The 26,085-nt window shown below is 55.2% G+C and carries 24 protein-coding genes and 1 pseudogene; 19 read left to right on the top strand and 6 right to left on the bottom strand.

Going from position 1 to position 26,085, the window contains the following annotated elements; genetic code table 11:
• Window positions 1-55 precede the first annotated feature (55 nt).
• The 6 genes from I6N93_RS09425 to yeiB all read left to right on the top strand — a co-directional run bounded on the left by I6N93_RS09425 (window position 56) and on the right by yeiB (window position 6,668).
• A complete protein-coding gene (locus tag I6N93_RS09425; protein ID WP_085684626.1) occupies window positions 56-394 on the top strand; it encodes an ArsR/SmtB family transcription factor in 339 nt (112 codons plus the stop codon).
• A gap of 540 nt (window positions 395-934) precedes the next feature.
• Window positions 935-1,183, top strand: a complete 249-nt coding sequence (locus tag I6N93_RS09420) for a hypothetical protein (protein ID WP_167459576.1) — start codon at window positions 935-937, stop codon at window positions 1,181-1,183.
• Window positions 1,074-2,762, top strand: coding sequence for a methyl-accepting chemotaxis protein (locus I6N93_RS09415; RefSeq protein WP_085684625.1), 1,689 nt, complete (start codon window positions 1,074-1,076; stop codon window positions 2,760-2,762). The genes I6N93_RS09420 and I6N93_RS09415 overlap by 110 nt, the downstream gene beginning before the upstream one ends.
• 928 nt (window positions 2,763-3,690) lie before the next feature.
• Window positions 3,691-4,320, top strand: coding sequence for a methyl-accepting chemotaxis protein (locus tag I6N93_RS09410; RefSeq protein WP_269152072.1), 630 nt, complete (start codon window positions 3,691-3,693; stop codon window positions 4,318-4,320).
• A gap of 303 nt (window positions 4,321-4,623) precedes the next feature.
• Window positions 4,624-5,289, top strand: a complete 666-nt coding sequence (gene folE / locus I6N93_RS09405) for a GTP cyclohydrolase I FolE (RefSeq protein ID WP_085684619.1) — start codon at window positions 4,624-4,626, stop codon at window positions 5,287-5,289.
• Window positions 5,290-5,489: 200 nt separating this feature from the next.
• The gene (yeiB, locus tag I6N93_RS09400) at window positions 5,490-6,668 is read left to right on the top strand and encodes a DUF418 domain-containing protein YeiB (protein ID WP_085684617.1); all 1,179 of its coding nucleotides are present in this window, start codon (window positions 5,490-5,492) and stop codon (window positions 6,666-6,668) included.
• 13 nt (window positions 6,669-6,681) lie between these two features.
• On the opposite strand, the gene sanA is transcribed toward yeiB, so the two are convergent.
• The 3 genes and pseudogenes from sanA to I6N93_RS09385 form a co-directional block, all read right to left on the bottom strand.
• On the bottom strand, window positions 6,682-7,428 hold the full coding sequence (gene sanA / locus I6N93_RS09395) for an outer membrane permeability protein SanA (protein WP_085684615.1): 747 nt from the start codon (window positions 7,426-7,428) through the stop codon (window positions 6,682-6,684).
• A gap of 178 nt (window positions 7,429-7,606) precedes the next feature.
• On the bottom strand, window positions 7,607-9,010 hold the full coding sequence (gene rimO, locus I6N93_RS09390) for a 30S ribosomal protein S12 methylthiotransferase RimO (protein WP_176222506.1): 1,404 nt from the start codon (window positions 9,008-9,010) through the stop codon (window positions 7,607-7,609).
• 104 nt (window positions 9,011-9,114) lie between these two features.
• Window positions 9,115-9,731: pseudogene (locus tag I6N93_RS09385) on the bottom strand (glutathione S-transferase family protein).
• A 184-nt stretch (window positions 9,732-9,915) separates the two neighbouring features.
• Here I6N93_RS09385 and I6N93_RS09380 point away from each other — a divergent pair.
• From I6N93_RS09380 to I6N93_RS09365, 4 genes are all read left to right on the top strand, one after another.
• Window positions 9,916-10,755: a MetQ/NlpA family ABC transporter substrate-binding protein gene (locus tag I6N93_RS09380; protein ID WP_085684613.1), complete on the top strand. Its 840-nt coding sequence runs from the start codon at window positions 9,916-9,918 to the stop codon at window positions 10,753-10,755.
• An 83-nt stretch (window positions 10,756-10,838) separates the two neighbouring features.
• Complete coding sequence (locus I6N93_RS09375) at window positions 10,839-11,855, top strand: methionine ABC transporter ATP-binding protein (RefSeq protein WP_085684611.1); 1,017 nt, start codon at window positions 10,839-10,841, stop codon at window positions 11,853-11,855.
• Window positions 11,848-12,507 (top strand): methionine ABC transporter permease, encoded by a 660-nt coding sequence (locus I6N93_RS09370; RefSeq protein WP_085684609.1) that lies wholly within the window; start codon window positions 11,848-11,850, stop codon window positions 12,505-12,507. Before I6N93_RS09375 ends, I6N93_RS09370 begins: the two co-directional genes overlap by 8 nt.
• Window positions 12,508-12,754: 247 nt before the next feature.
• Window positions 12,755-13,942 carry a serine hydrolase gene (locus tag I6N93_RS09365; protein ID WP_099017394.1) on the top strand — a complete coding sequence of 396 codons (1,188 nt, stop codon included), beginning with the start codon at window positions 12,755-12,757 and terminating at the stop codon, window positions 13,940-13,942.
• On the opposite strand, the gene deoR is transcribed toward I6N93_RS09365, so the two are convergent.
• Window positions 13,878-14,735, bottom strand: a complete 858-nt coding sequence (deoR, locus tag I6N93_RS09360) for a DNA-binding transcriptional repressor DeoR (RefSeq protein ID WP_085684605.1) — start codon at window positions 14,733-14,735, stop codon at window positions 13,878-13,880. The two genes, I6N93_RS09365 and deoR, sit on opposite strands and share 65 nt — an antisense overlap.
• 529 nt (window positions 14,736-15,264) lie before the next feature.
• Window positions 15,265-16,953 (bottom strand): aspartate:alanine antiporter, encoded by a 1,689-nt coding sequence (locus tag I6N93_RS09355; protein WP_085684604.1) that lies wholly within the window; start codon window positions 16,951-16,953, stop codon window positions 15,265-15,267.
• A gap of 309 nt (window positions 16,954-17,262) precedes the next feature.
• On the opposite strand from I6N93_RS09355, the gene ybjM reads away from it, so the two are divergent.
• Window positions 17,263-17,634 (top strand): inner membrane protein YbjM, encoded by a 372-nt coding sequence (gene ybjM / locus I6N93_RS09350; protein WP_085684602.1) that lies wholly within the window; start codon window positions 17,263-17,265, stop codon window positions 17,632-17,634.
• 119 nt (window positions 17,635-17,753) lie between these two features.
• Here ybjM and I6N93_RS09345 read toward each other — a convergent pair whose 3' ends face one another.
• Window positions 17,754-18,017, bottom strand: coding sequence for a GrxA family glutaredoxin (locus I6N93_RS09345; RefSeq protein WP_026740479.1), 264 nt, complete (start codon window positions 18,015-18,017; stop codon window positions 17,754-17,756).
• 268 nt (window positions 18,018-18,285) lie between these two features.
• Here I6N93_RS09345 and nfsA point away from each other — a divergent pair, with 268 nt between their 5' ends.
• The 8 genes from nfsA (at window position 18,286) to rlmC (ending at window position 26,054) form a co-directional block, all read left to right on the top strand.
• On the top strand, window positions 18,286-19,008 hold the full coding sequence (gene nfsA, locus I6N93_RS09340) for an oxygen-insensitive NADPH nitroreductase (protein ID WP_085684600.1): 723 nt from the start codon (window positions 18,286-18,288) through the stop codon (window positions 19,006-19,008).
• Window positions 19,009-19,267: 259 nt separating this feature from the next.
• Window positions 19,268-19,747, top strand: coding sequence for a type III secretion system chaperone family protein (locus tag I6N93_RS09335; protein ID WP_085684598.1), 480 nt, complete (start codon window positions 19,268-19,270; stop codon window positions 19,745-19,747).
• 382 nt (window positions 19,748-20,129) lie between these two features.
• The gene (potF, locus tag I6N93_RS09330) at window positions 20,130-21,239 is read left to right on the top strand and encodes a spermidine/putrescine ABC transporter substrate-binding protein PotF (RefSeq protein ID WP_085684596.1); all 1,110 of its coding nucleotides are present in this window, start codon (window positions 20,130-20,132) and stop codon (window positions 21,237-21,239) included.
• 107 nt (window positions 21,240-21,346) lie between these two features.
• Window positions 21,347-22,480, top strand: a complete 1,134-nt coding sequence (gene potG, locus I6N93_RS09325) for a putrescine ABC transporter ATP-binding subunit PotG (RefSeq protein WP_085684594.1) — start codon at window positions 21,347-21,349, stop codon at window positions 22,478-22,480.
• Window positions 22,481-22,498: 18 nt separating this feature from the next.
• Window positions 22,499-23,446 (top strand): putrescine ABC transporter permease PotH, encoded by a 948-nt coding sequence (gene potH / locus I6N93_RS09320; RefSeq protein ID WP_085684592.1) that lies wholly within the window; start codon window positions 22,499-22,501, stop codon window positions 23,444-23,446.
• Complete coding sequence (gene potI, locus I6N93_RS09315; protein WP_085684590.1) at window positions 23,443-24,288, top strand: putrescine ABC transporter permease PotI; 846 nt, start codon at window positions 23,443-23,445, stop codon at window positions 24,286-24,288. The genes potH and potI overlap by 4 nt, the downstream gene beginning before the upstream one ends.
• A gap of 115 nt (window positions 24,289-24,403) precedes the next feature.
• Window positions 24,404-24,856, top strand: coding sequence for a YbjO family protein (locus I6N93_RS09310; RefSeq protein WP_254900107.1), 453 nt, complete (start codon window positions 24,404-24,406; stop codon window positions 24,854-24,856).
• A 67-nt stretch (window positions 24,857-24,923) separates the two neighbouring features.
• Entirely contained in the window at window positions 24,924-26,054 is a 1,131-nt protein-coding gene (gene rlmC / locus I6N93_RS09305) for a 23S rRNA (uracil(747)-C(5))-methyltransferase RlmC (protein ID WP_085684589.1), read from the top strand.
• Window positions 26,055-26,085: the final 31 nt, after the last annotated feature.

Here is a 26,085-nt window from a genome sequence, read left to right as displayed (position 1 = left end):
AAGCGGGCGGCATCCGAAGAGATGCCGCCTGACCATGACAACAAGGTGAATGATTATGGGCTTAAACGAGGCGCTCAAAGCTTTTTCCCATCCTACGCGCAGAGCCATTCTGGTCTGGCTGAAGGATCCTGACACCGCTTTCGCTGATGATACGCAGCTCTACGACTATCAGCAGTATGGCGTGTGCGCCAGCCTGATTCAGAAAAAAGCGGGCTTATCGCAGCCGGCCACCTCGTTATGCCTTAAAAGTCTGCAGGCGCTGGGCGTGATCGAAGCGACCAAAGTCGGCATTTGGACCTACTATAAACGTAACGAAAGCCGTATTTCCGCCATCATGACCGCGTTGACCGACGAGCTGGGCGTGGGCGTCCCGCACGACGGACCGACTTGTTAACCGCATTGCTTCAAACGTGCCTCGCTTTATTCTCGCCGTTGTAGTAAGAGGTCATTATTTTAATGGCCGTGGATTAATGATTAAGTCCATGCGCTGAGATTGACCTCCTGGTGATTATAATTAATAGGGCGAGAAAAAATAATCACGTTGGGGTGGTTAAGCGTAGAAAGTTAATCTGGGAATGGTTCGAATATCAGTAACGGGAGTGATTATCTTTACCCATTTCAGGGCCTGTCCATCGGGTAGATTCATCGCATGCGTAATGACAGTAATGCACAAAATATAAATTCAATAAAAAATGAATAAAAATAATCCTTTTGATTTAACAGGTAAGAATATTTAATTTTCTTACGCATAAATAAAAAGTATCAAATACGACGATTAATCACCGGGCCTTCAACCATTGCGATGCGCAGCCATTAGTTTTGAGTCTTTTCACAATATTATCAAAAATGATAACTAGCCTGGTCTCCTCTCCGATATATACTAAGCCGCGCCACTTGTTATTTGCGTGTTCCATTTATTGAAAAATGGAACGCCTTGGGCAAACCCGCCGGCGAGTGGCCGAATACAGCAACGGTTATTCCCTTTAATAAAAGAACGATTTTACTGATTCAAAAGCCTGTTTTGCTTATCAGCACGGGCATGAAATCGTTAGTAAAACAAATGGAGTTTATTTATGATTTTTCTGAAGAATGTCACCATCAGGGCTATGATGTTAATTACACTTGGCATATTCCTCCTCCTTTGGGTCGGCGTATCATTATTTACCGTTTCCGAATTCAATAAAATGGAGGCGCTGCTTGACGTTAACCAGTCGCAGAAAAAAAGCTATCTGGTGCTGGTGAAAGGGGGCGATCACTATTTTCGCGCGGTGACGCGTATGCTGAGAAGCGCAGACTATGTCCAGCTCGGTGATGCGGCAACCGCTAAAACCATGCTGGATTCAGCCAGCGTCGCCATCCAAAACACTAAAGATGCGCTGGAACAGTTCCGCCAAAACGATCCGCTGGAAATTGACTCAACGTTGATCACCCATACGGCGTCGACCTGGTCTGCGCTGATTGAGTCGGGTATCGACCCCATGTTCGCCGCGTTACAGGCGGGTCGCATAGACGAATTTCGCCAGATTTACCGCGTGACTTATCCTGCCCTCAGCGTCAGCTTCGCTGCCAATTCGGACCAATTTGCCGAGGCGCTGCGAACCAACCAGGCCATTGACGATGTCCATGCGATGACCTCAATGAACAAGCGCATACTGATTGCCACGATGGTGCTGGGCCTGATCATTTTGATCATCAGCGACCGTTATTTGGTTAACTATCTGGTGAAGCCGATTAATCAGCTGAAGTCGCACCTTGAACGTCTGAGCGAAGGACAACTGAGCTACGATTTGAAAGAGTTTGGCCGCAACTGCGCCGGTCAGCTGTTCCCGCACGTCACCTTTTTGCAAAACAGCCTGCGTTCGACGGTGGGCACCATCCGCGCTAGCGCATTATCCATCCACCAGGGTTCCAGCGAGATTCGCCTGGGCAACAACGACCTGTCCGCCCGTACCGAACAGCAGGCCGCCGCGTTGCAGGAAACGGCCGCCAGTATGGAGGAGTTGAGCTCGACCGTGAAAATGAATGCTGAAAATGTTCATCAGGCCAGCAAACTGGCGCACGAAGCGTCTATCGTCGCGCGTAAAGGCGGCGAGATTACGGATGAAGTCGTGGGTACGATGAACGATATTGCGACCAGTTCCCGCAAAATCGCGGACATCACCAGCGTCATTAACGGCATTGCGTTCCAGACCAATATTCTGGCGTTGAATGCGGCGGTTGAAGCGGCCAGAGCCGGTGAGCAGGGGCGTGGTTTCGCCGTGGTGGCAGGTGAAGTCCGTAATCTGGCGCAGCGCAGCGCTCAGGCGGCCAAAGAGATCGAAGGTCTGATCGCAGAATCCGTATCGCGCGTCGATATGGGATCCACCCAGGTGAAAAAAGCGGGTGAAGCCATGGGCACCATCATTACCTCTATTACCCATGTCAACGACCTGATCGGGGAAATCGCCTCGGCCTCCGATGAGCAGAGCCGCGGCATTGAACAGGTCGGCAGTGCGGTGACGCAAATGGACGGCGTGACCCAGCAGAACGCCGCGTTGGTGCAGGAAGCCTCCGCCGCCGCGGCTTCTCTGGAAGAGCAGGCGCGTCATCTGACCGATGCCGTGACGGTCTTCAAACTGGATAACGAAGAGCATCCGGCGGTGGGCCGCAGCCAAAACGGACTGGAACTGAAACGCCCAGCGCTGAGCCAAAAACCGGCATTGGCTGTTGCGCCTGTCGCCAGCAAAACGCCAAACAGCAATGACAACTGGGAACAGTTTTAATTTTTATCGTTAATCAGGATCACTAAGCGCGCCGGTTTCGCCGGTGCGTTTTTTATTCCTCTTTCTCTTTTAACTCTCGCCATATAATCAAGATTGCCAAGACCCGCAGGGCCAATAATAGTTGTTTTTCGCTGGCGTCGATGCAGGTCTCATTTCCCTTTAGATAAAAGCGTGGCTCTGAATACCCCTTTTATACCCATGCCTATATTTGGGACATTAAAACCCGGTAGGTATTTTTCACGGCGGTCTTATCGCCGTTTAAACTTGGCTGCAATTTATTGCAGGGATTTAAATCAGATAGTTAGGAAGCGACGCAGGGCAGGACTTAACGCATCTGAACATGGTTAATCATCGCTGCACATTCATTCATCGAAAAGAAAGAATATTGTTCGCGTCAGGGCGCGGACCTATTAAATATTCTTATGGGGTGGGATATGTATTTTTTAAAACATCAGCATACATGTGATGATATTAGCCGTTGTGGGTACACCGATCGTGATATGGGGTATCGCGTCGGAGTACAGTATTTATTCTCTGAATCAGGCGACAAATTTACTGACGCAGGATGAAGTGCAGAAAAAAAGACTCTTTCTTGATTTACGGCAATGACCAGTATTTCCGCGCCGTGATCCGTTTGGGACGTGCGATGGATTATATGCAGGAGAACGATCAGGTTAATGCCAGGAAAACGATGAATATGGCGCAGGGATGCCATTCAGAATACGAAAACGGCGCAGGAAAACTTCAAAAATTCCGAACATATCGGGATTGAGCCGGCCACGGCGAACGGTGTGTATACCATCCGGGAAGCGGTGATTAGTGATGCGGTAGACTCCATGAATGCCGCGCTTCAGCGTAACGATCTCGCTACTGCTGGCGCAGGATGCCGCAGGCGTAGCTAAGAAGGGGGGGAGAAATCGGCAGCAACGTGGCCAAAACGAGGGCAAAAATTACCGACAGCTCCGGCAAGATTTTGGATATCACCCATGTGATTAACGGCATTGCGTTCCAGACCAATATTCTGGCATTAAATGCAGAGGTAGAAGCCGTGCGCGGCGGTGAGCAAGGACGGGGATTCGCCGTGGTGGCGAGTGAGGTTCGTAGCCTTGCGCAGCGCAGTGCCCAGGCGGCGAAGGAGATCGCTGAACTGATTGCGGAATCGGAGGTCAATGTGCAAGTCGGCGACAAGCAGGTTCAGCAGTCTTCCGAAGCGATGGAAACCATCATCACCGCCATTGCGCACGTCAGCGACTTGATCGGTGAAATCAACGCCGCCACCGACGAGCAGACGCAGGGCATCACGCAGGTCGGGCCGGCTGTACACGAGTTGGACGGCGTAACCCAGCAAAATGCCGCGCTGGTGCAGGAGTCGTCGGCTGCGGTCGCGCAGTTGGATCGGCAGTCGCATGATTTGTCCAAGGTGGTGGATCTCTTCCAGTTAGAGGACGACAATGGCCCCATTTCGGCAATGAGCATCCCCGCGGTGAAACCGATAACCGCTGTGAAACTTCTGCCCGCCGCGCGTGCGGACAACAATGACGGCTGGGAGAAATTTTAAACGTCTCGCCCCCGGTTATCCGGATATTTGCGCCGCGCCGGGTCACCGCCATCCCCCATGATGGCAGCTGCCATCATTCATAACTTGCAGCGATTTCATCAATCATGACATACAATCACTGGATAATCGCCGAACTCTCCATTAGGCTGTGTCCCTCATTAAAAGGCGCTGATTCGCGCCTGGTGCATCCGTCAGTGGCGCTGTGTTGATGCCCGGTTTGCAGTCATCAATTCCATGGCCTATTGCGGACAACGCCTGAAGACGGTATGGCGCCGCATTAAGTACACCTGCTGGAGAACGATAATGTCATCACCTTTGACCCAAGAAGCCGCCCTGGTCCATGAGGCGCTGCTGGCGCGAGGTTTGGAAACGCCGTTGTGCGGGGAAATGCTCGATCGGGAGACCCGTAAAACCCGCATTGCGGAGCACATGACGGAAATCATGAATCTACTAAGTCTGGATCTTACGGACGATAGCCTGATGGAAACGCCGCACCGCATCGCTAAAATGTATGTTGATGAGATTTTCTCCGGTCTGGACTACACCAACTTCCCCAAAATCACCATCATTCAAAACAAGATGAAGGTGGATGAAATGGTGACGGTGCGCGACATCAATCTGACCAGCACCTGCGAGCATCACTTCGTCACCATCGACGGTAAGGCCACCGTCGCCTATATCCCCAAGGATGGCGTCATCGGCCTGTCCAAGATCAACCGCATCGTGCAATTTTTCTCTCAGCGTCCGCAGGTGCAGGAGCGTCTGACCCAGCAGATTCTCGTCGCGTTGCAGACGCTGCTGGGCACCAACAACGTCGCCGTCTCCATTGATGCGGTGCACTACTGCGTGAAAGCGCGTGGCATTCGCGATGCCACAAGCGCCACCACTACCACGTCGCTGGGCGGTCTGTTCAAGTCCAGCCAGAATACGCGCCAAGAGTTCCTGCGCGCGGTGCGCCACCATAACTGAGGGTTCGCACGATAAAACTCATCGGCGTCAGTTTCACCAATGACGCCTTTTTTATGCCCGCCACGCCCGTTTTCTCCTTTCGGTTGCGCTATCTCCTTGCCCGGTGAGGTAAAACCGTAGGTTTTTGCGCTGTCAGTCATTACAATTTACGGACCTAACCACACCCGAATTTACTTAGACTGCGAGCTACCCTTACGCCTATGGTCACTCCACCCCGAGAACAACCCCGCATCGCCACGTTGGATTTTGTCCGTGGCGTGGCGTTGCTTGGCATCCTGCTGATGAACGTTTCCGCCTTTGGTTTGCCCGAGGCCGCCTACCTTAATCCTGCCTATAACGGTTTGCCGTCACTTCGTGATGCCTGGACCTGGGCGGTGATGGATATTCTGGTGCAGGGGAAATTTCTGACCATGTTCGCCTTGCTGTTTGGCGCGAGCTTGCAGCTGTTGCAGCCAAGAGGGCGGAGTTGGATCCACGCCCGCCTGTTCTGGCTGATGATCTTCGGCCTGATTCACAGCCTTTTCTTTTGGGATGGCGATATTCTGCTGGATTACGGGCTGATTGGTCTGGTGTGCTGTGGCATGCTGCGAATGGCTGACAGCCCCAGACTGTTGTTCAGAGCGGGGACAATCATGTATCTGGCGGGTATCGCCATACTGGTGGTTCTTAGCCAACTGCTAAGCCAAACCGGCGGGCGCTTCTGGCAGCCCGGCCCGGCCGATCTCGCTTATGAGGCGCACTGGCTGGTGACCGGCGGACCGGCAGCCTGGAGCCATCGGCTGTCGATGCTAAGTCAAAGTCTGCTATCAATGGGCGTACAGTACGGTTGGCTGCTCTGCGGGGCGATGTTGCTCGGCGGCGCGCTGATGCGCAGCGGGTGGCTTAAAGGCGAATTCAGCCTGAGCCACTATCGCCGAATTGCATGGGTGCTGCTGATCCCCGCATGGATCATCAACGGCGCGGGCGTCGTGGCGCAGTGGCATCTGAACTGGGAGTATCGCTGGTGCGGCCTGCTGCTGCAGATCCCTGGCGAGTTGAGTGCGCCGCTGCAGGCGATCGGCTACCTGGGCCTGTGCTATGGCTACTGGCCGATGCTGCGGCGCTGGCACCTGACGAAATGGATTAGCGATATCGGCCGGATGGCGTTAAGCAGCTATCTGCTGCAAACGCTGATGTGCACCACGCTGTTCTACCATCTGGGTTGGTTTATGAAGCTGGATCGTCTGGCGTTGTTGGCGTTGGTGCCGCCGATGTGGATCGTCAACCTGCTGTTCGCGCATTACTGGCTGCGGGTTTTTCGGCAGGGGCCAATGGAGTGGTTATGGCGACGTCTGACGCGGTTCGTTGCCGGCAAACCCGATGTCGCCATCAGCAAGTAACCCCGGTTTTGATTTAAGGCCGGAGCGCGCCCGCTGATTTCTTGCTGGCCGTCTCCGTTGCGTCGTCCCGCAGGAACTCGGGCGGCACGGCCGGATAGCCGGGCTCATCGGCGGAAATCGTATGCGGCGCGGGAATAGGGATCATCGGGCCGAGAAACCGGGGTTCGCGTTTCAAAACATACAGATCGAACAGGGTACCCAGACGGGCGCCGAACTCCCGAATCCGCACCATCCAAATATCCTTGGGCGACGGCACAGCATAACACTGCGCCTGTATCCCCAGATGCAGCGCGATAAACAGCGCGCGTTCACAGTGAAAGCGTTGGGTGATAATGGTGAAGTCGTTGGTATCGAACACTTTGCGGGTGCGAACAATCGAGTCCAACGTGCGGAACCCCGCGTAGTCGAGCACGATATCCATCGGCGGAACGCCTGCGGAAATGAGGTCGCGGCGCATCGTCATCGGTTCGTTATAGCTTTGCTGAGCGTTGTCGCCGCTGAGCAGCAGATAACTTACTTTCCCGCTGTTGTAGGCGTTAAGCGCGCCCTGAATGCGGTACAGATAGTATTGGTTGACGCCACCGGCGCGGTAGTATTTTGCCGTGCCCAACACGACGCCGACGGGGCGGGCGGGGAGGTCTTTCAGGTCGTCAAAAATATAGGGGGCGGTGCGCCAGCTGATACAGCGGTCAAGCAGAAAGGCGCCTCCTGCCAGCACCAGGATGCTGGTGAAAAGACCAAATATCAGGCGTTTCCACATGCGTCTGCCTTATTCAGCACGAATCAAATCATCCGGCAAGGCTACTTTACCCGCCGAGATCTCGCAAGGCGAAGCGTCTTGCAGGAGCGCTTAATGACGATTTTTAGTGCAGGGGATCATTCAAAAGTAAAAAAACACCGGGAGACAGGAGGAAAAATCATCCCCCGGTGTGACGTCGTTAGACCCGGCTGCCCCATAGGTCGTATTCGTCGGCGTGTTCAATTTTCACGGTGACGATATCGCCGGGTTTGAGGCGTGTTTCATCGTTTAGATAGACCGCGCCGTCGATTTCCGGGGCGTCGGCCATGCTGCGGCCAATGGCACCGTCTTCATCCACTTCATCGATCAGCACCGGGAGTTCCAGGCCGATTTTCGCCTGCAGACGCTGCGCGGAAATCTGCTGCTGCAGTTGCATAAATCGGTGGTAGCGCTCTTCCTTGATCTCTTCCGGCACCGGGTCGGGCAATGCATTGGCGGTAGCGCCTTCCACCGGGCTGAATTTGAAGCAGCCAACGCGATCCAGCTGTGCTTCTTTCAGGAAGTCCAGCAACATCTGGAAGTCTTCTTCCGTTTCGCCGGGGAAGCCGACGATGAAGGTTGAGCGCAGCGTCAGCGCCGGGCAGATCTCGCGCCAGCGTTTAATGCGCTCCAGCGTGCGTTCGACGGCGCCGGGGCGTTTCATCAGCTTCAACACTTTCGGGCTGGCGTGCTGTAGCGGGATATCCAGATACGGCAGAATCTTGCCTTCAGCCATCAGCGGGATCACCTCGTCGACGTGCGGGTAAGGGTAGACGTAGTGGAGACGGACCCAAATGCCCAGCGTCGCCAACTGCTCGCACAGGCTGACCATGCTGGACTTGACCGGCTGACCATTCCAGAAGCCGGTGCGGTGTTTGATGTCGGTGCCGTAGGCGGAGGTATCCTGCGAGATAACCAGCAGCTCTTTCACCCCGGCGTCGGCCAGACGTTTAGCTTCATCCAATACAGAGCCGACAGGGCGGCTATCCAGCTTGCCGCGCATCGAGGGGATGATGCAGAAAGTGCAGCGATGGTCGCAGCCTTCGGAAATCTTAAGGTAGGCGTAGTGACGCGGCGTCAGCTTCACGCCGGATTCCGGCACCAGGCTGGTGAACGGGTTGTGCTCCGGCTGCGGCACATAGTGATGGACGTGAGACAGCACCTGCTCGTAGCTGTGCGGCCCGCTGATTTCCAGCACATTGGGATGCACTTCGCGGATTTGATTCTCTTTCGCGCCAAGACAGCCGGTGACGATGACCTTACCGTTTTCATTCAACGCTTCGCCGATGGTTTCCAGCGATTCCTGCACGGCGCTGTCGATAAAGCCGCAGGTGTTGACAATCACCAGATCGGCATCGTGATAGCTTGGCACCACCTGATACCCTTCGGTGCGCAGCTCTGTAAGGATGCGCTCGGAATCCACCAGGTTTTTAGGGCAGCCCAGGCTAACAAAACCGATTTTATTGCCCTGCGGCTTGTCGCCGCCGGTCTTTTGCTGGGTCAGCGTTTTCTCCGGGGCCGCCAGCGTGGTGGTCTGCGAAGGATCGAAAGTGTTAACAGTCATAGCGTCTCATACATCGGGTTGTACGGGAAAAAGTCGGCGGATTATACCTGAATCAACGGCAGGAAACAGATCCGGCCGCCAATCTTGACGGCGGACCCAATCGTTTAGCTCAGGGGGATCATCACTTTGTTTTTGAACGCCGCTCGCGTCGTCAATTGCTGATACCAGCGCTCCAGATGGGGGTGCGACTGGCGCACGATGGGCATACCGAACCAGCCGTAGGCGATGCAGCCGAGCGGGATATCGCCGACGCCGAAGTCCTCCCCGGATAGCCAGGGCAGAGAGGCCAGCGCGCTATCGGCGATGCTGAGCAGCGATTCGCAGCGCTCGATATTGGCTTCAACGGCGGCCACATCACGCTGGGCGGGAGGTGTGCGCATCATATTAATGAATACCGGCCCAAAAAACGTGGCGAAGGAGATCGCCCAATCCATCCATTTCTCCGCACCGGCGCGCGCCTTTGCATCGGCCGGATAGAGCGAACCTTGCCCATACTGCGCCGTCAGATAGCGCACAATGGTGTTGGATTCCCACAGGACCAGCTCATCGTCCCGCAGACAGGGAATGAGTCCGTTGGGATTGAGCGCCAGATACTCGGGGGCGTGATTACCCCGAAAGCACCGCCCAGTAGAATGTGTTGGTATGTCAGCCCTAACTCCTCTGCGCACCAGAGTCCCTTTTTGACGTTCGTCGAATTCTCGCGTCCCCACAGCGTTAGCATTGTGTTGATCCTTCTGTTACGTTCTGACCCACAGTGTAGAGAAGACCAGGTGGCGATACTTGCAATAAAATCGCCCATCGGGTGCCTGCATAATCATAGGCGTTTTTATTATTTATTTATTACGCTGATTCCCCTAATAATCACGATAACCAATGACAACGATGACTCAGACAGGAAGGGTGTTATGACATTTTCTCATTCTATGCGGGCGACGTTTGCTGCAGCATTATTAGCCTCGGGTATTCACTGCGCTTTCGCGCAGAGCGACGCACACACCATCGTATTCGGCGTCGCCCCGGGCCCCTATGGCGACATGGTCAAACAGGCCATCAAACCGGCGCTGACGCAGAAAGGCTATAAAGTTGTGGTACGCGAGTTCAGCGACTACGTACAGCCTAACCTCGCGCTGTCGAACGGCGGCATCGACGCCAATCTGTTTCAGCATACCCTTTATCTGGACAAGTTCGCGGCGGATAAAGGTCTGAAACTGACCCGTCTGATCGTGGTGCCGACCGCCGGCATGGGCTTCTATTCGCGCAAAATCACCTCGCTGGACGAACTGAAGAAAGGCGATATCGTGACGTTGTCCAACGATCCCACCAACCTGGCGCGTGGTCTGCGTTTCCTGCAGTCGCTGGGACTGATTACCATCAAGCCGGACATTGACCCGACTAAGGCATCGGAAAAAGACATCGTCAGCAACCCGCGTGGACTGGTGTTCAAGCCGCTCGAAGCTGCTCAGCTGCCGCGGACTCTGGATAGCGTCACGGCCTCGTTGATCAACGGTAACTTCGCGATTTCCGCCGGACTGAAGCTCTCTTCCGCGCTGAAGCTGGAAACGCTGGATGAAAACCTTAAGAATGTGATTGCCGTCCGGACGGCGGATGTGGATAAACCGTTCGTGAAGGACATCAAAGCTGCCGTCGAGTCGCCAGCCTACGCGGCGGTTATCGACAACCCGGCGACAATGTTCAGTCAGTTCCAGAAACCGGAATGGATGCACGCGCAGACGACCGCCCAATAACGGTCTGGCTGGGTTATTCTTTATAGAGCCGGTCGCCGACCGGCTTTCTGTTGTTCCGTTATTCGGTTGGGAGTCCGCGAACGATGATTCGCATAGACAATGTCAGCGTTGATTTTCCTGATGGGAAACAACGAGAAACGAAAGCAGTGGATAATGTTTCACTGCATATCCGCCGGGGCGATGTATATGGCATCGTCGGGGCGAGCGGCGCAGGGAAAAGCACCCTGTTACGCACCATCAACCTGTTGCAGCGCCCGACGTCGGGCCATGTCAGCGTGAACGGCGTGCGCATCAGCGATCTTCGCGGCGCCAAGCTGCGGCACTGTCGGCAAAAAGTCGGCATGATTTTCCAGCATTTCAATCTGATGCAAACGCGCACCGTCGCGCAAAATGTAGCGTTCAGCCTGAAATCGGCGGGCAAGTCCGGGCCGGACATCGACCGTCGCGTGCCGGAGATTCTGGCGCTGGTCGGGCTGGCGGACAAGGCTCAGGCATATCCGGCGCAGCTCAGCGGTGGGCAAAAGCAGCGGGTCGGTATTGCTCGGGCGATAGCCAACCATCCTGAAGTGCTGCTGTGCGATGAGCCGACGTCGGCGTTGGATTTGGAAACCTCAGCCGCGATCCTGGCGTTGCTGAAAGAGATCAACGTGAAGCTCGGCATCACCATCGTACTGATCTCTCATGAAATGAGCGTCATCAAGACGATTTGTAATCGCGTTGCGGTCATGACCGGCGGACGCGTGGTGGAAGAGGGCGACGTGTTCGATATCTTCGCGACGCCGCAGCATGATTTCACTCGCCAACTGGTGGCGCATACGCTGAATCTGGAACTGCCTACCCGGCTGAAAGTGGATTTACAGGGGACGTTGCTGAAAATCCTGTTTGTTGGCGACTCCGCCGAACAACCGGTGTTGTCGGATGTGGCGACGCGCTTCGGCGTATCCGTGAATATTCTGCACGGCAAAATCGAGTACATCGGCAACCGGGCGCTGGGCATTTTAGTAGCGCTGCTGACGCATCCGTCTGATCCGTCTCAGGTCACGGCGGCCGTAGACTATATTCGACATAAAACTGCGAACGTGGAGGTGCTGCATGGGTGAGTTATGGGGTGATTTGATCGCCGCATTCGGCGAAACCTTCCAGATGGTGGGCATTTCCACGCTGTTCGCCGTGATCGGCGGCCTGCCGCTGGGGCTGTTAATCTACGTCACCGACCGGCATCTCTTCTGGGAAAATCGCTTTTTCTATCTGCTCAGCACCGTGCTGGTGAATATCATTCGTTCGATTCCGTTCGTGATTTTGCTGGTGCTGCTGCTCCCGCTGACGCAGATCCTGCTCGGCAATACTATCGGTCCTATCGCGGCCTCGGTGCCGATGTCCGTTGCCGCTATCGCGTTCTATGCGCGGCTGGTAGACAGCGCGCTGCGGGAAGTCGACCCGGGGATTGTGGAAGCCGCAGAGGCGTTTGGCGCCAGTCCGATGCGTATCATCGGCACGGTGCTGCTGCCGGAAGCGCACGCCGGGCTGCTGCGCGGTCTGACGATTACGTTGGTGAGCCTGATCGGCTACTCGGCGATGGCGGGCATCGTCGGCGGCGGCGGCGTAGGGGATCTGGCGATCCGCTTCGGCTACTACCGCTACGAAACTCAGGTAATGATTGTGACCGTTATTGCGCTAGTGATTCTGGTGCAGATCGTACAAACGCTGGGCGACTGGCTGGCGAAACGGGCCGATAAGCGCGAACGACGCTGATTTTACCGGGCTCTCCTTTTCCCTCGTCCGATCGCGGCGGTGGGAAAGGACCCCTAATCCTCTCCTTTTATTCTTCGGTTTTATCTGCGACAAATGCCTTTCCTCATGTTTGAGTAACTTTACACACTGAGACGTTTTATTACCGCACGTGAACGGCTAATTTTGAGTGTGTCAGAATATGTCTGCATAGAGTTCCTCTCCGTAGTTAACGACCTAAGGACAAAGCGGCTAACCGATGAAAATCATGATGCGTTTTCCCCGTTTACAGGCTGGCATTGCCAGCCTGATCTTCGTAACGATATTCCCTGTGGCCGCGGAACAAGCGCCGCCTGCGCCGCAGATCGACGCCAAAGCCTATATCCTCATGGATTTCCATAGCGGGCAGGTGCTGGCCGAATCCCAGGCGGATGAGCGGCTCGATCCCGCCAGTCTGACCAAGATCATGGCCAGCTATATGATCGGGCAGGCGGTGAAAGCCGGCAAAATCAAAACCACCGATGTGGTGACCGTCGGAAAAGATGCCTGGGCGACCGGCAATCCAGCGCTGCGCGGTTCCTCGCTGATGTTCCTAAAGCCCGGTGATCAGATTGCGGTCTCAGAACTGAATAAAGGCATCGTCATTCAGTCCGGCAACGATGCCAGCATCGCGCTGGCGGACTATGTGGCGGGCAGTCAGGACGCATTTGTCGGGCTGATGAACCAGTACGTCAACGCGCTGGGGTTGACCAACACGCATTTCCTGACCGTCCACGGTCTGGATGCGGAGGGGCAATACAGCACTGCTCGGGATATGGCGCTGCTTAGTCGGGCGCTGATTCGGGACGTGCCCGACGAATATGCTCTGCACAAAGAGAAGTCTTTCACCTTCAACAATATCCGCCAGATGAACCGGAACCGTCTGCTGTGGAGCAGCAATCTGGCGGTGGACGGAGTGAAGACCGGTCATACCAACGGCGCAGGCCATAATTTGGTGGCTTCGGCCACGCAAGGCGAGATGCGTCTTATATCCGTTGTGCTGGGCGCCCCGACCGACGCCGTGCGCTTTCGCGAAAGTGAGAAATTGCTGACCTGGGGATTCCGATTTTACGACACGGTCACGCCGGTACGCAGCGATACGGTACTGACGACCCAGCGTCTATGGTTCGGTGAAAGCCCACAGGCACGGTTGAGCGTGGCTGAAGACGCCGCGCTCAGCGTTCCCAAAGGACAGGGCAAAAATCTGCGGGCCAGCTTCACGCTCAATTCACCACCGCTGACGGCGCCGCTGAAAAAAGGGCAGGCCGTGGGGACGGTCGACTTTCAACTGGACGGGAAATCCATCGCCCAGCGTCCGCTGGTGGCGATGGACGATGTGCCGGAAGCCGGATTCTTTAGCCGCATGTGGGATGCGGTGCTGATGAAGCTGAATCAGTGGTTTGGCGGTCTACTGGGGTGATTGTCGGGTTTGGCGTTTCCGGCTGCGCCGGGGTGAGCAACTGAATGCCCTGTTCCGCGCAGAGACGGATGTAATCGGCGGCGGGTAAACGGTCGGTGACCAGCGCATCGAAGAGCGTCAGTTCGCCGATGCGGGCCGGGCTGCGTTTCTCGAACTTGCTGTTGTCGACGACCAGAACGTTACGTTGGCTGGCCGACAAAGCGCGATGTTTTATCGCCAGTTCGGCGACATCCAGGCAGGTGGCGCCCACCTGGCGATCGACCCCTTCCGCGGAGATAAATGCGACATGCGGGCAGAGATGGTCCATGTCGTGCTGGTGGCCGATCGGGGTAAACAGGGCTTTGCCCGCGTTGAACAGTCCGCCCAGCAAGATAGCCTGACTCAAGGGTTTATTTTGCAGCGCCATAAAGGTATTGAGTGAATAGCAGACGCCGGTGAAGCCGATATCATCCGGGATCGCGTCGATAATGAAGCTGGTCGTGGTGCCGCAGTCGAAAAAAATGATGTCGTTGGCTTCGACCAACTGTGCCGCACGTTCGCCGGCCCGGCGTTTCTCTTCCACGTGACACTGTTCACGTTCGGCAACGAGATAACCACCGACAGTGTGGCTCCGAGGATCGCCGACCACATAACCGCCCAGCAACATCACGCTGGTCTCTTCACTGTTCAGGTCGCGCCTCACGGTCATTTCAGAAACGCCCAGCAATAGCGCCGCCTCTTTAAGGTGCATTTTGTCGGTTTTTTTCAAGGCTTGAGCCAGTGTGTTCAGCCGTTCGATGCGGCGCATTACCATGATAGTCCCCAGTCAATAGTGTCAAAATAAAAAGTGCAGCGCGAAAGGTGTCCGCCTCCGTGTTTAACTTCGGACTCCCGTCGACAGCGACAGGTTGACGCCAACGCGAGGTTGCCTAAGTTCAGAGGTCGAAAAGGTGGCGCACAGCGTGTGCCGTGCCAGAGTGCGGTCAATCGCAGTCTGAAGCAGCAGGAACAGCCATGTTCATGCGGGAAATAGCCCAAGCCGGTGAGTCGGCGGGCGGGGCAGTAATATAGCGGTTTAGCTGACAGTGGTGCAAACAGACGGTGAGAAACTTATGGAATACATATTTAGATAAGTATAACTAATCACGAATGCAGGCAATCAGGGCCTATTTAAGTAAGGCTTTGGCGTATTAAGCCTTATAGCATCATGGCGAGTCATTTCGTTCCCGAAGATAAGTAACATGATGGTAGCGACTTCGGTGTGGTGCGCGGTGGATAAACGGACGATTCGTCCACCGTGCTGCACTTCTCTATTGAAACCGTCTGTGCTTATCAACCTCCCGCTACAGCGGGAGCTCCGGCCAGATGATGACAATCAGCGAGCCCGCCAGCGTCAGGAGAACATTGGCGATGGCATAGGTGCCGGCATAGCCGAGCGCTGGAATATTGCTGCGGGCGGCATCGCTGATGATATCCATCGCCGGGGCGCAGGTTCGGGCTCCCATGATGGCGCCAAACAGCAGCGCGCGGTTCATGCGCAGGATATAGACGCCAAACAGGAAACAGATAAACACCGGCACCAGGCTGACCAGCAGCCCGGACAGTAGCATTTGCAGACCAATGGTGCCCAGACTGCTGTTGATGGTGCCGCCCGCGCTCAGGCCAACGCCAGCCATGAAGACCATCAGCCCGAATTCCTTCACCATATTCAACGCTCCCTGCGGGATATAGCCGAAAGTGGGGTGGTTGGCCCGCAAAAAGCCCAGCATGATGCCCGCGAACAGCAGCCCGGCGGCGTTGCCGACGCCGAACGAGAAGTGACTGAACTGGAATGAGATCAGTCCAATCATGATGCCGATAATAAAAAAGGCGCAAAAGGCGAGCAGGTCGGTGAGCTGACTGTGGATGGAGATAAACCCGATGCGGTCTGCAATGCTTTTTACCCGCCGGGTGTCGCCGCTGACCTGCAACACATCCCCTTTATTCAGCACCACCCCATCGTCAATCGGCATTTCAATCTGGCTGCGGACGATGCGGTTAAGAAAGCAGCCGTGGTCGGTCAGTTTGAGCTGGCTGAGCCGTTTGCCGACGGCGTTATGGTTTTTCACCACGATCTCTTCGGTGACGATGCGCATATCCAACAGATCGCGGTCGAAGACCTCTTTGCCGTCGCGGAAGTTGGGATTGAGCCGCGCGTGCGCATCCGGGTAACCGACCAGCGAGATTTCATCACCGAGTTGCAGCACCGCATCGCCGTCCGGGCTGGCCAGAATACCGTTCCGCCGAATACGTTCGATGTAGCAGCCGGTTTGACGATAGATGCCCAGCTCGCGCAGGTTTTTGCCATCGGCCCACGCCACCAGCTCTGGCCCGACGCGATAAGCGCGGATAATCGGCAGATAAATCTTACGCTGGCTGTCGGCATCCAGACCGCGCTCCCGGGCGATTTGCTGGGCGCTGGTCGGCAGATCCTGATGCTGCAATTTGGGCAGATAGCGTGCGCCAAAGATCAGGCTGACTAAGCCGATAAGATAGGTCAGGGCATAGCCCAGACTGAGATGTTCCTGCTCGATGCCGAGTAGCGGCGTGGTTCCAAATGCGTTCCTGAGTGTATCGCCTGCTCCGACCAGTACCGGGGTCGAGGTCATGGAGCCGGCCAACATCCCGGCGGTCAGTCCGATCCCCCAGCCGAAAACCTTGCCTAATATCAGAGCGAGTACCAGCGCGCTGCCGACCATAACCAGAGCCAGCATCAGATAGTTTTTGCCGTCGCGGAAAAAAATTGAAAAGAAGTTGGGGCCAGCTTCGACGCCTACACAAAAAATAAACAACATGAATCCCAGGCTGAGGGCTTCGGCATTAATGGTGAAATGTTGTTGGCCCAGAAACAATGAGACCACTAAAACTCCAATAGAATTACCGAGTTGTACGGAACCTAGCCTTAACTTCCCTAAACAAAGACCCAAACACAGAACGACGAACAGCAGCAGAATGTAATTCCCGTTTAACAAATCAGCGACGTTTATATTCATGGGATGCAACTTATTTTTTACTATTAAGTTCTTGATATAAAAGTAATTTAGGCTAGATTTACTCCATTGCAAGGACGCTGGCGTCGACAGCAGAAGTTGCATGAAATGAAAGGAATCAGCCTTGTCGGTAACGATTGATGTGGCGGTCGCTATTCTAGAAGTTTATTTGCGTTACAACCAGCTGTGCATGCAGATAAAACGCGCCGAGAGTACCGTCTTGGCACATCAGGGAAATACCATGATTGGTGGCCTGTGCTTTATGACGAGGTCGAAAGGTATTGTCACCTGTTTATAGTGAGAAGGCGAAGCATGGCGAACAATAAAGGTTGGGTTGGAATAATTAGTTGTATGGTATTGTTTACGCTGGTTTTTATCAGTCAAAAGATGATGTCGTTCAAAGTGGCAACGGTACATGGCGGCAATGGCGAGCCGGGCATGTTGCTGTTTCTGCTGCCGGGTATGATCTCCAGCTATCTGACGGGTTGCGACAGAATGCGCTATACCCTGATTGGCGCCCTGACGGCGGTTCCCATTTGCCTGTGGCTGCTGCGCGCAGGCCACGCGTCTTGCGGGTCGTTCTGGCAGGACGTGGCGTATGTCGTTGTGTCGGTTTTCTGGACTTTGCTGGGTGGGTTGCTGCTGCTGTTTCTGAGGGCGGTGGTGCGTTACTTCTTTCGCTGACGAAACGAGGGTGTTTTTCTTTCATCCAGCCAGCGAGTCATTCGCTGTGACTTACCCATCAGCTAAAAAAGGCGCGGGAAGCGCCTTCTGTCTCATCAATAACTGATTAAGTGACATTGTCACTTGAACAGATTCAGATGCTCTTTCGCATAAGCTTCAAAATCTGTGCAGCCGCCAATATGCTGCTCATCCAAGAAAATCTGCGGAACGGTCTCAACCGGTTTGCCGACGGTTTTTGACAGGTCTGCTTTGGTGATCCCTTCTTCCTGAATATCAACGTAGCGATAGCTGAAATCATCGCGCTGGGCGGTCAGTTTTTCCGCCAGTTCTTTCGCGCGTACACAATAGGGGCAACCCGGACGTCCAAAAATGACAGCAAACATGCTCACTCCTTAGTTCAACCTTAAATTTAGCCAACCCTTTTACTATGCCCGCTCAAGAATGCAATAAAAAGCAGTCATTGCCTGTCGTATTGATGCCCTAAGTCTATCAGTACCACAAAGAAGATGAACTCGCCGCGTTGTGAGCGGGGCAAGCTGTCTTATAATTGTGGGCTGAGCGATGCCCGCCGTCGCGTTTTATCCACTGATTGTCGCGCCTGTATTGACGATGGGCGCGATAGCCCTTTTCATACGTGTAAGGATTGCCAACGTGACTCCTACAATCGATTTGCTGTGTCAACACCGCTCCATTCGCCAATTTACCAACCAGCCGGTGACCGACGATCAGTGCCAGGCTATTTTGCAGTCCGCCCGAAGTGCCTCGACCTCCAGCATGTTGCAATGCAGCTCTATCATTCGCATCACCGACAATACGTCCCGTCAGGCGCTGGTAGCACTGAGCGGCGGTCAGGCGTATGTGGCACAGGCGCCGGAGTTCTGGGTTTTTTGCGCGGACTTCAATCGGCATTTGCAAATCTTCCCGGAGGCGGAAGTGGGGCTGGCGGAGCAGCTGCTGCTGGGCTGCGTTGACACCGCCATTATGGCGCAGAATACGCTGGTGGCGGCGGAGTCGCTCGGGTTGGGTGGTGTCTATATTGGCGGAATCCGCAACCATATCGCGGAGGTCACGGCGTTGCTGAAACTGCCTGAGCAGGTGCTGCCGTTATTCGGGCTGTGCTTGGGACATCCGGCTGCCCAGCCGGATCAGAAGCCGCGGCTGCCTGCTGAACTGGTGATTCATGAAAATACCTACGCGATGATGGACAAAACGGTACTGGCGCACTATGACCAGCACCTGACGGAGTATTACCAGCAACGCAGCGGTAATCAGCGAAGTGGCGGCTGGAGCGACCATATCAGGAAAGCGCTGGCGAAAGAGCAACGTCCTTTCATGCTGGATTATCTGCATCGTCAGGGGTGGATTAAACGCTGAAGATAGCGGTGTGTGGCCTGAGCCGAAGCGCTTCTATCCGGCCTCGTGTGGCCTAATCCCCGCCGTTGCTGGAGCGCGATCAATTCGCACAACGCCAATTCCGTTGGCGATGAAGACCACGCAAGGATGGGGGAGGCTTTCAGGCGGCAAAAACAGGGGGACTCGGCGGCGTCGCTCTTGATATACTGGGTTCGCGTTCGGGCACCGCGTCGGGCCGGTGTTTTTTTTCACTTACGGGTAAGTAATGAGGCAAGTTTATATGGATTCAATCATCGTCCCTGATTTGAATGTGCTACGGCGGTGGCTGGATCAATTGGGTATCATTTATTTCGAATGTGACGCTTGCGACGCGCTGCATTTACCGCATATGCAAAACTTCGACGGTATTTTTGATGCCAAGGTTGATATCGTCGATAAGGTCATCGTGTTTTCCGCGTTGGCGGAAGTGAAGCCGACTGCGCTGATCCCGCTGGTGGGAGACCTGAGTCAAGCCAACGCCAGTTCCCTGACGGTCAAGGTCTTTCTGGATATTCAGGACGACAATCTGCCGAAGCTGATCGCCTGCCAGACCTTTAGCGCAGGTGCTGGGATGAGTCTTGAGCAGTTCCGCTACTTTATGCAGCAGGCCGAAGAGCAGACGTCGATGGTAATTTTGGAAGCCGGAGCCAACAATCTGCTGTTTATCGGTGATGAAGAAGAGATTCCTGCTGCTCATGTTATCGCGCCTAGCCTTCATTGATCGTGTTATTAATCAGTCAATACCATCGCATTTTCTTATTTTTATAACCCGACGTTTATTTTGGTTTTCTCGCCTAATTGCCATATATTCCACGGCATTTAGGCGGCATTGGACGTGCAGTATCAACCAAATACCGGTAAATCATTCATAAACCCCGGTTTTACTTCCCCTCTATGGTGCCCCCAGTTCAGTACGGTTATGCTTTAACGCGGTAGTTATGCCTGCGGTCCGCGGTGTTACCATCCCACGGTCAGCCGCTATACTGAATTCTGACGCAATTCGATGAAAATAAATTGCGAAGGCTGCCCCGGTCGACGCACTCGCGTTATCGATTGATACACAGATGAACCTAACTTATCCCCTGAGATGGAGGAATGAACGGATGTTCACCCAACGTAAAAAATGGTTATCGGGTGTGGTTGCCAGTGTGCTGATGGCTGCGTCCGTCACGGCATTGGCGGAAGATAAAACGCTGCATGTCTACAACTGGTCTGACTATATTGCGCCGGACACGCTGCAAAATTTCCAGAAAGTATCGGGCATCAAAGTGGTTTATGACGTGTTTGACTCCAACGAACTGCTGGAAGGCAAACTGATGGCGGGCAGCACCGGATTCGATCTGGTGGTGCCTTCGGCCAGCTTCCTGGAGCGCCAGCTAAGCGCGGGTATTTTCCAGCCGCTCGACAAGAGCCGGCTACCGAACTACGCAAACCTCGATCCTGAATTGATGAAACTGATTGAACCTCACGATCCGGGGCACAAATACGCGGTGCCGTATCTGTGGGCGACCACCGGTATCGGCTACAACGTCGATAAGGTCAAAGCAGTGCTGGGCAAAGACGCCCCGGTGGACAGCTGGGATCTGGTACTGAAGCCTGAAAACCTGGAAAAACTGAAAAGTTGCGGCGTTTCCTTCCTCGACGCCCCGGCGGAAATCTATGCCACCGTGCTGAATTATCAGGGTAAAGATCCCAACAGCACCAAAGAGAACGACTACACGCAATCCGCAAACGACCTGCTGCTTAAGCTGCGCCCGAGCATCCGCTACTTCCACTCCTCGCAATACATCAACGATCTCGCTAACGGCGATATTTGCGTCGCTATCGGCTGGGCTGGGGATGTCATGCAGGCGTCGAACCGCGCCATAGAGGCGAAAAATGGCGTCAATATCGGCTACAGCATCCCGAAAGAGGGCGCGCTGGCCTTCTTCGACGTGCTGGCGATCCCGAAAGATGCCAAAAATCTGGATGAAGCCTATGCGTTCCTCAACTACCTGTTGAAGCCAGATGTGATCGCAGGCGTCACCAACTATGTTTATTATGCCAACCCGAACAAGGCCTCTTTGCCGCTGGTGAACGCCGACGTCAAAAATAACCCGGGTATTTACCCGCCGGCTGATGTCCGCGCCAAGCTGTTTACGTTAAAAGTACAGTCCCCGAAAATCGATCGCGTGATCACCCGTTCGTGGACTAAGGTCAAAAGCGGTAAATAGCCACCGTTCTGACCCCGGCAATCAGGCATCGGTCGCCTGATTGCCCCTTTCATCTGTCGCAGTCCGGTGACTGTGATGTATCTTGCTTCTGCCGGAGAGTCCTATTTGTGAACGAAGCGATATCCCGCCCTCAGCCTAAAACCCAAAAGGCGGCCACTCCGTTGCTGGAGGTCCGCAATCTGACCAAATCCTACGACGGCCAACTGGCTGTCGATGACGTTAGTCTGACCATTTACAAGGGTGAACTTTTTGCTCTGCTCGGTGCCTCCGGTTGCGGTAAATCCACGCTGCTGCGTATGTTGGCCGGCTTCGAACGACCGACGCAGGGGCAAATCATGCTGGACGGTCAGGATCTGTCGTTAGTGCCGCCCTATCTGCGTCCCATTAATATGATGTTCCAGTCTTACGCGCTCTTCCCCCATATGTCCGTAGAGAAGAACATCGCGTTTGGCCTCAAGCAGGATAAGCTGTCGCGCGGCGAGATCAAAGACCGCGTGGCGGAAATGCTGTCGCTCGTACACATGCAGGAGTTCGCCAATCGCAAGCCGCATCAGCTTTCCGGCGGTCAGCGTCAGCGCGTTGCATTGGCGCGCAGCCTCTCCAAACGGCCGAAGCTGTTGCTGTTGGATGAACCGATGGGCGCGCTGGATAAAAAGCTGCGCGATCGCATGCAGTTGGAAGTTGTCGATATTCTGGACCGCGTCGGCGTGACCTGTGTCATGGTCACGCACGATCAGGAAGAAGCGATGACGATGGCGGGGCGTATCGCGATCATGAATCGCGGCAAGTTTGTGCAGATCGGCGAACCGGAAGAGATTTACGAGAATCCGACCACCCGGTTCAGCGCGGAGTTTATCGGCTCTGTGAACATGTTCGAAGGGCTGTTGCAGGAACGTCGGGACGATGCGTTCATCGTGCAAAGTCCGGGGCTGGTGCATCCGCTCAAAGTGGCTTCCGATGTCTCGGTCGTGGACGGCGTGCCGGTGTCCATCGCGTTGCGCCCGGAAAAAATCATGCTGTGCGAGAACGTGCCGGAAGACGGCTGCAACTTCGCCGTAGGCGAGGTGGTGCATATCGCTTATCTGGGCGACTTGTCGATTTATCACGTTCGCGTTCAAAGCGGGCAGATCATCAGCGCTCAGTTGCAAAATGCAGACCGCTATCGCAAAAATGCGCCGACGTGGGGCGATGAAGTGCGGTTATGCTGGGATGCGGACAGCTGTGTGGTGTTGACGGTGTAGCAAGGGGAACACACATCAATGACGACCTTATCTGAACAACGTCCGACAACGGGGAAGTCCGTCGGCCTGCTCAGGCGCTGGCGGATGCTGCATGGACACAAGGTGGTGATTGCGCTGCCGTATTTATGGCTGCTGTGCCTGTTCATGCTACCTTTCCTGATTGTCTTCAAAATCAGCCTGGCGGAAATGGCGCGTACTGTGCCTCCGTACACGGGCCTGATGACATGGGTCGATGGCACGTTGAATATCGCGCTGAACATCGGCAACTACTTGCAACTGCTGTCCGACTCGCTGTACATAGAAGCCTATCTCCAGTCGCTACAGGTCGCGGCGATTTCGACGCTGCTGTGTCTGCTATTGGGCTATCCGTTGGCCTGGGCGGTCGCGCACAGCAAGCCATCAACCCGCAATATTCTGTTGCTGCTGGTGATTTTACCGTCGTGGACGTCGTTCCTGATCCGGGTTTATGCGTGGATGGGGATCCTCAAAGAGAACGGCATCCTGAATAACTTTCTGATGTGGCTGGGCGCCATCGATAATCCGCTGACGATCCTGCATACCAATCTGGCGGTCTACATCGGCGTGGTTTACTCCTATCTGCCGTTTATGGTGCTGCCGATTTACACCGCGCTGACGCGTCTGGACTATTCGCTGGTAGAAGCGTCGCTGGATCTCGGTGCCCGGCCGTTCAAAACCTTCTTGAGCGTGATCGTACCGTTGACCAAGGGCGGTATCATCGCGGGTTCGATGTTGGTGTTTATCCCGACCGTCGGCGAATACGTCATCCCAGAACTGTTGGGCGGGCCGGACAGCATCATGATTGGCCGTATTCTGTGGCAGGAATTTTTCAATAACCGCGACTGGCCGGTGGCGTCCGCGGTAGCGACGGTGATGCTGCTCCTGCTGATCGTCCCTATCATCTGGTTCCACAAACATCAAAATAAAGCGGCGAAGGAGCAGGCATGAACGATTTACCGGCAGTGCGATCCCCTTGGCGTATTCTGATTCTGGTGCTGGGATTCACCTTCCTGTATGCGCCAATGCTGATGCTGGTGGTTTACTCGTTTAACAGCTCTCGTCTGGTGACGGTGTGGGCCGGGTGGTCTACGCAGTGGTATACGGCGTTGTTCCATGACTCCGCGATGATTAGCGCGGTGGTGCTCAGCCTGACGATCGCGGCGGCGGCGGCGACGATGGCGGTCGTGATCGGGACGATGGCGTCGCTGGTGATGGTGCGTTTCGGCAGCTTCCGCGGTTCGAACGGTTTCGCCTTCATGCTGACCGCGCCGCTGGTGATGCCCGACGTTATTACCGGCCTGTCGCTGCTGCTGCTGTTTGTCGCACTGGGGCATGCCATCGGCTGGCCTGCGGAGCGCGGGATGTTGACTATCTGGCTGGCTCACGTGACTTTCTGCTCGGCCTATGTAGCGGTCGTGGTCAGCGCACGCCTACGTGAGCTGGATCGCTCGATTGAAGAAGCGGCGATGGATTTGGGCGCGACGCCGCTCAAAGTGTTTTTCATCATTACCGTGCCGATGATTGCGCCTGCGCTGGTATCCGGCTGGCTGCTGGCGTTCACGCTGTCGCTGGACGATTTGGTGATCGCCAGTTTTGTCTCGGGACCCGGCGCAACCACGCTGCCTATGCTAGTCTTCTCCAGCGTGAGGATGGGGGTCAATCCGCAGATTAACGCGCTGGCTTCGCTGATACTCTTGGTGGTCGGCATTATTGGTATTATCGCGTGGTGGTTTATGGCACGGGCGGAAAAGCAACGGCAGCGTGACATGCAAAAAGCCCGTCAGGGCTGAGCGGCATTCCGTGAGTGAGCGCCGGTCCGGCCGTCGTGATAACGCCACCTTGATTTGAGGTGGCGTTATTGTTTATGGGGAGGAGAGTCCTATTCTGTCTATAAAAAAGGATGTATTGCGACTATACCGACGCGGAACGCCCGTGGCGGTCATGGTGGCGGGAACCGGTATCGTCGCCACCCGCTGCGTGGGGCTGGCATTGGTGATTGGCGAGCTGGGGGTGAGTGGTTTCGGCGGCTGGCTGAGCGACAGCGCCGCACAATGGGATACCACGCTGCTGATGCTGGCGGCATGGCTGCTGTTCTGCCTTGAGATCCGCTGCGGGTTTGCGGTGCTGTATGGTCGCGACTGGGGCCGCTGGTGCTATCTGGTTTGCCAATGTCTGACGATGCTCTACATGCTTATCGCGTCGGTGGCGAATGTGCTGCCACCTATCTTCTATCTGAGCGCAGAGAATGAAATAGGGGTGCTTCAACAGCTGCTGGAGCACAAGGCGGCGGATGTCGTCATGCTGCTGCTCCTGTTTGTCCCTCGGCGCAGCCAACGCTTTTTTATGCGCCACAAATAATCTTTCGTTCAAGGGGGTGATACAATTCGCCTTCTTTGGTTTCTTAACAGGTTTCAGATTTACCGTGATGCATTGCGCCCGCTACAACGACGGCACCTGCCGTTCCTGCCAATGGTTGGAAAAAGAGTATCCTCAGCAGTTGGAAGACAAGCAGCAGCACCTGAACGGACTGCTGGCCGACCATCCGGTTCGTCAGTGGCTGCCGGCATATCCGTCGCCGCATAGCGCCTTTCGCAATAAAGCCAAGATGGTGGTGAGCGGCAGCGTCGAACGTCCGATGTTGGGCGTACTGCATCGCGACGGCACCCCCGTTGACCTGTGCGACTGTCCGCTTTATCCCGACAGTTTCCAACCTGTCTTTACGGTACTGAAGACGTTTATCGCGCGGGCGGGATTAACGCCTTATCAGGTCGCCCGGCGGCGCGGTGAGCTGAAATATCTGCTGCTGACGGAAAGTCGGTTGAACGGGCATTTTATGCTGCGGTTTGTTTTACGCTCGGAAACCAAACTGAACCAGCTGCGCGCCGTCTTACCGTGGCTGCAGGAACAGCTGCCGCAGCTGGCGGTGATCTCTGCGAATATCCAGCCTGTGCATCAGGCGATCATGGAGGGGGAGCAAGAAATTCCGCTCAGTCGTCAGCAGGTGCTGGAGGAAGCGTTTAATCAGATACCGCTCGCCATCCGTCCGCGAAGTTTCTTCCAAACCAACCCTGACGTGGCCGCTTCTCTATACGACACTGCCCGGCGCTGGGTGCAAGCGCTGCCGGTCCGCAGCCTGTGGGATCTATTCTGCGGCGTGGGCGGCTTCGGACTTCACTGTGCGACGCCTGCGATGGCGCTGACCGGTATTGAAATCAGCGCCGAGGCTATCGCGTGCGCGCGACGCTCCGCCGAGCAGCTCGGGCTGAAGAAGGTTCATTTTGAAGCGCTGGATTCGACGCGGTTTGCGACCGGGGAAGGGGCCATGCCGGATTTAGTGATTGTGAACCCGCCTCGTCGCGGTATCGGGGACGATCTCTGCCAATATCTCAGCCGCATGGCGCCGCCGTACATCCTGTACTCCAGCTGTAACGCCCAAAGCATGGCGAAGGACATGTCGCTCCTGCCAGGCTATCGCGCCGAGCACATTCAGCTGTTCGATATGTTTCCGCATACCGCGCACTATGAAGTGCTGACCTTGCTGAAACGGATGGCATAACCCCCGCAGACGGTTTCGGGCTCGTCATCGC

The sequence above is a fragment of the Lonsdalea populi genome, assembly GCF_015999465.1.
Taxonomy (GTDB): domain Bacteria; phylum Pseudomonadota; class Gammaproteobacteria; order Enterobacterales; family Enterobacteriaceae; genus Lonsdalea; species Lonsdalea populi.
The sequence above is the reverse complement of the archived record's forward strand: the minus strand, read 5'-3'. Positions and strand labels throughout refer to the sequence as shown.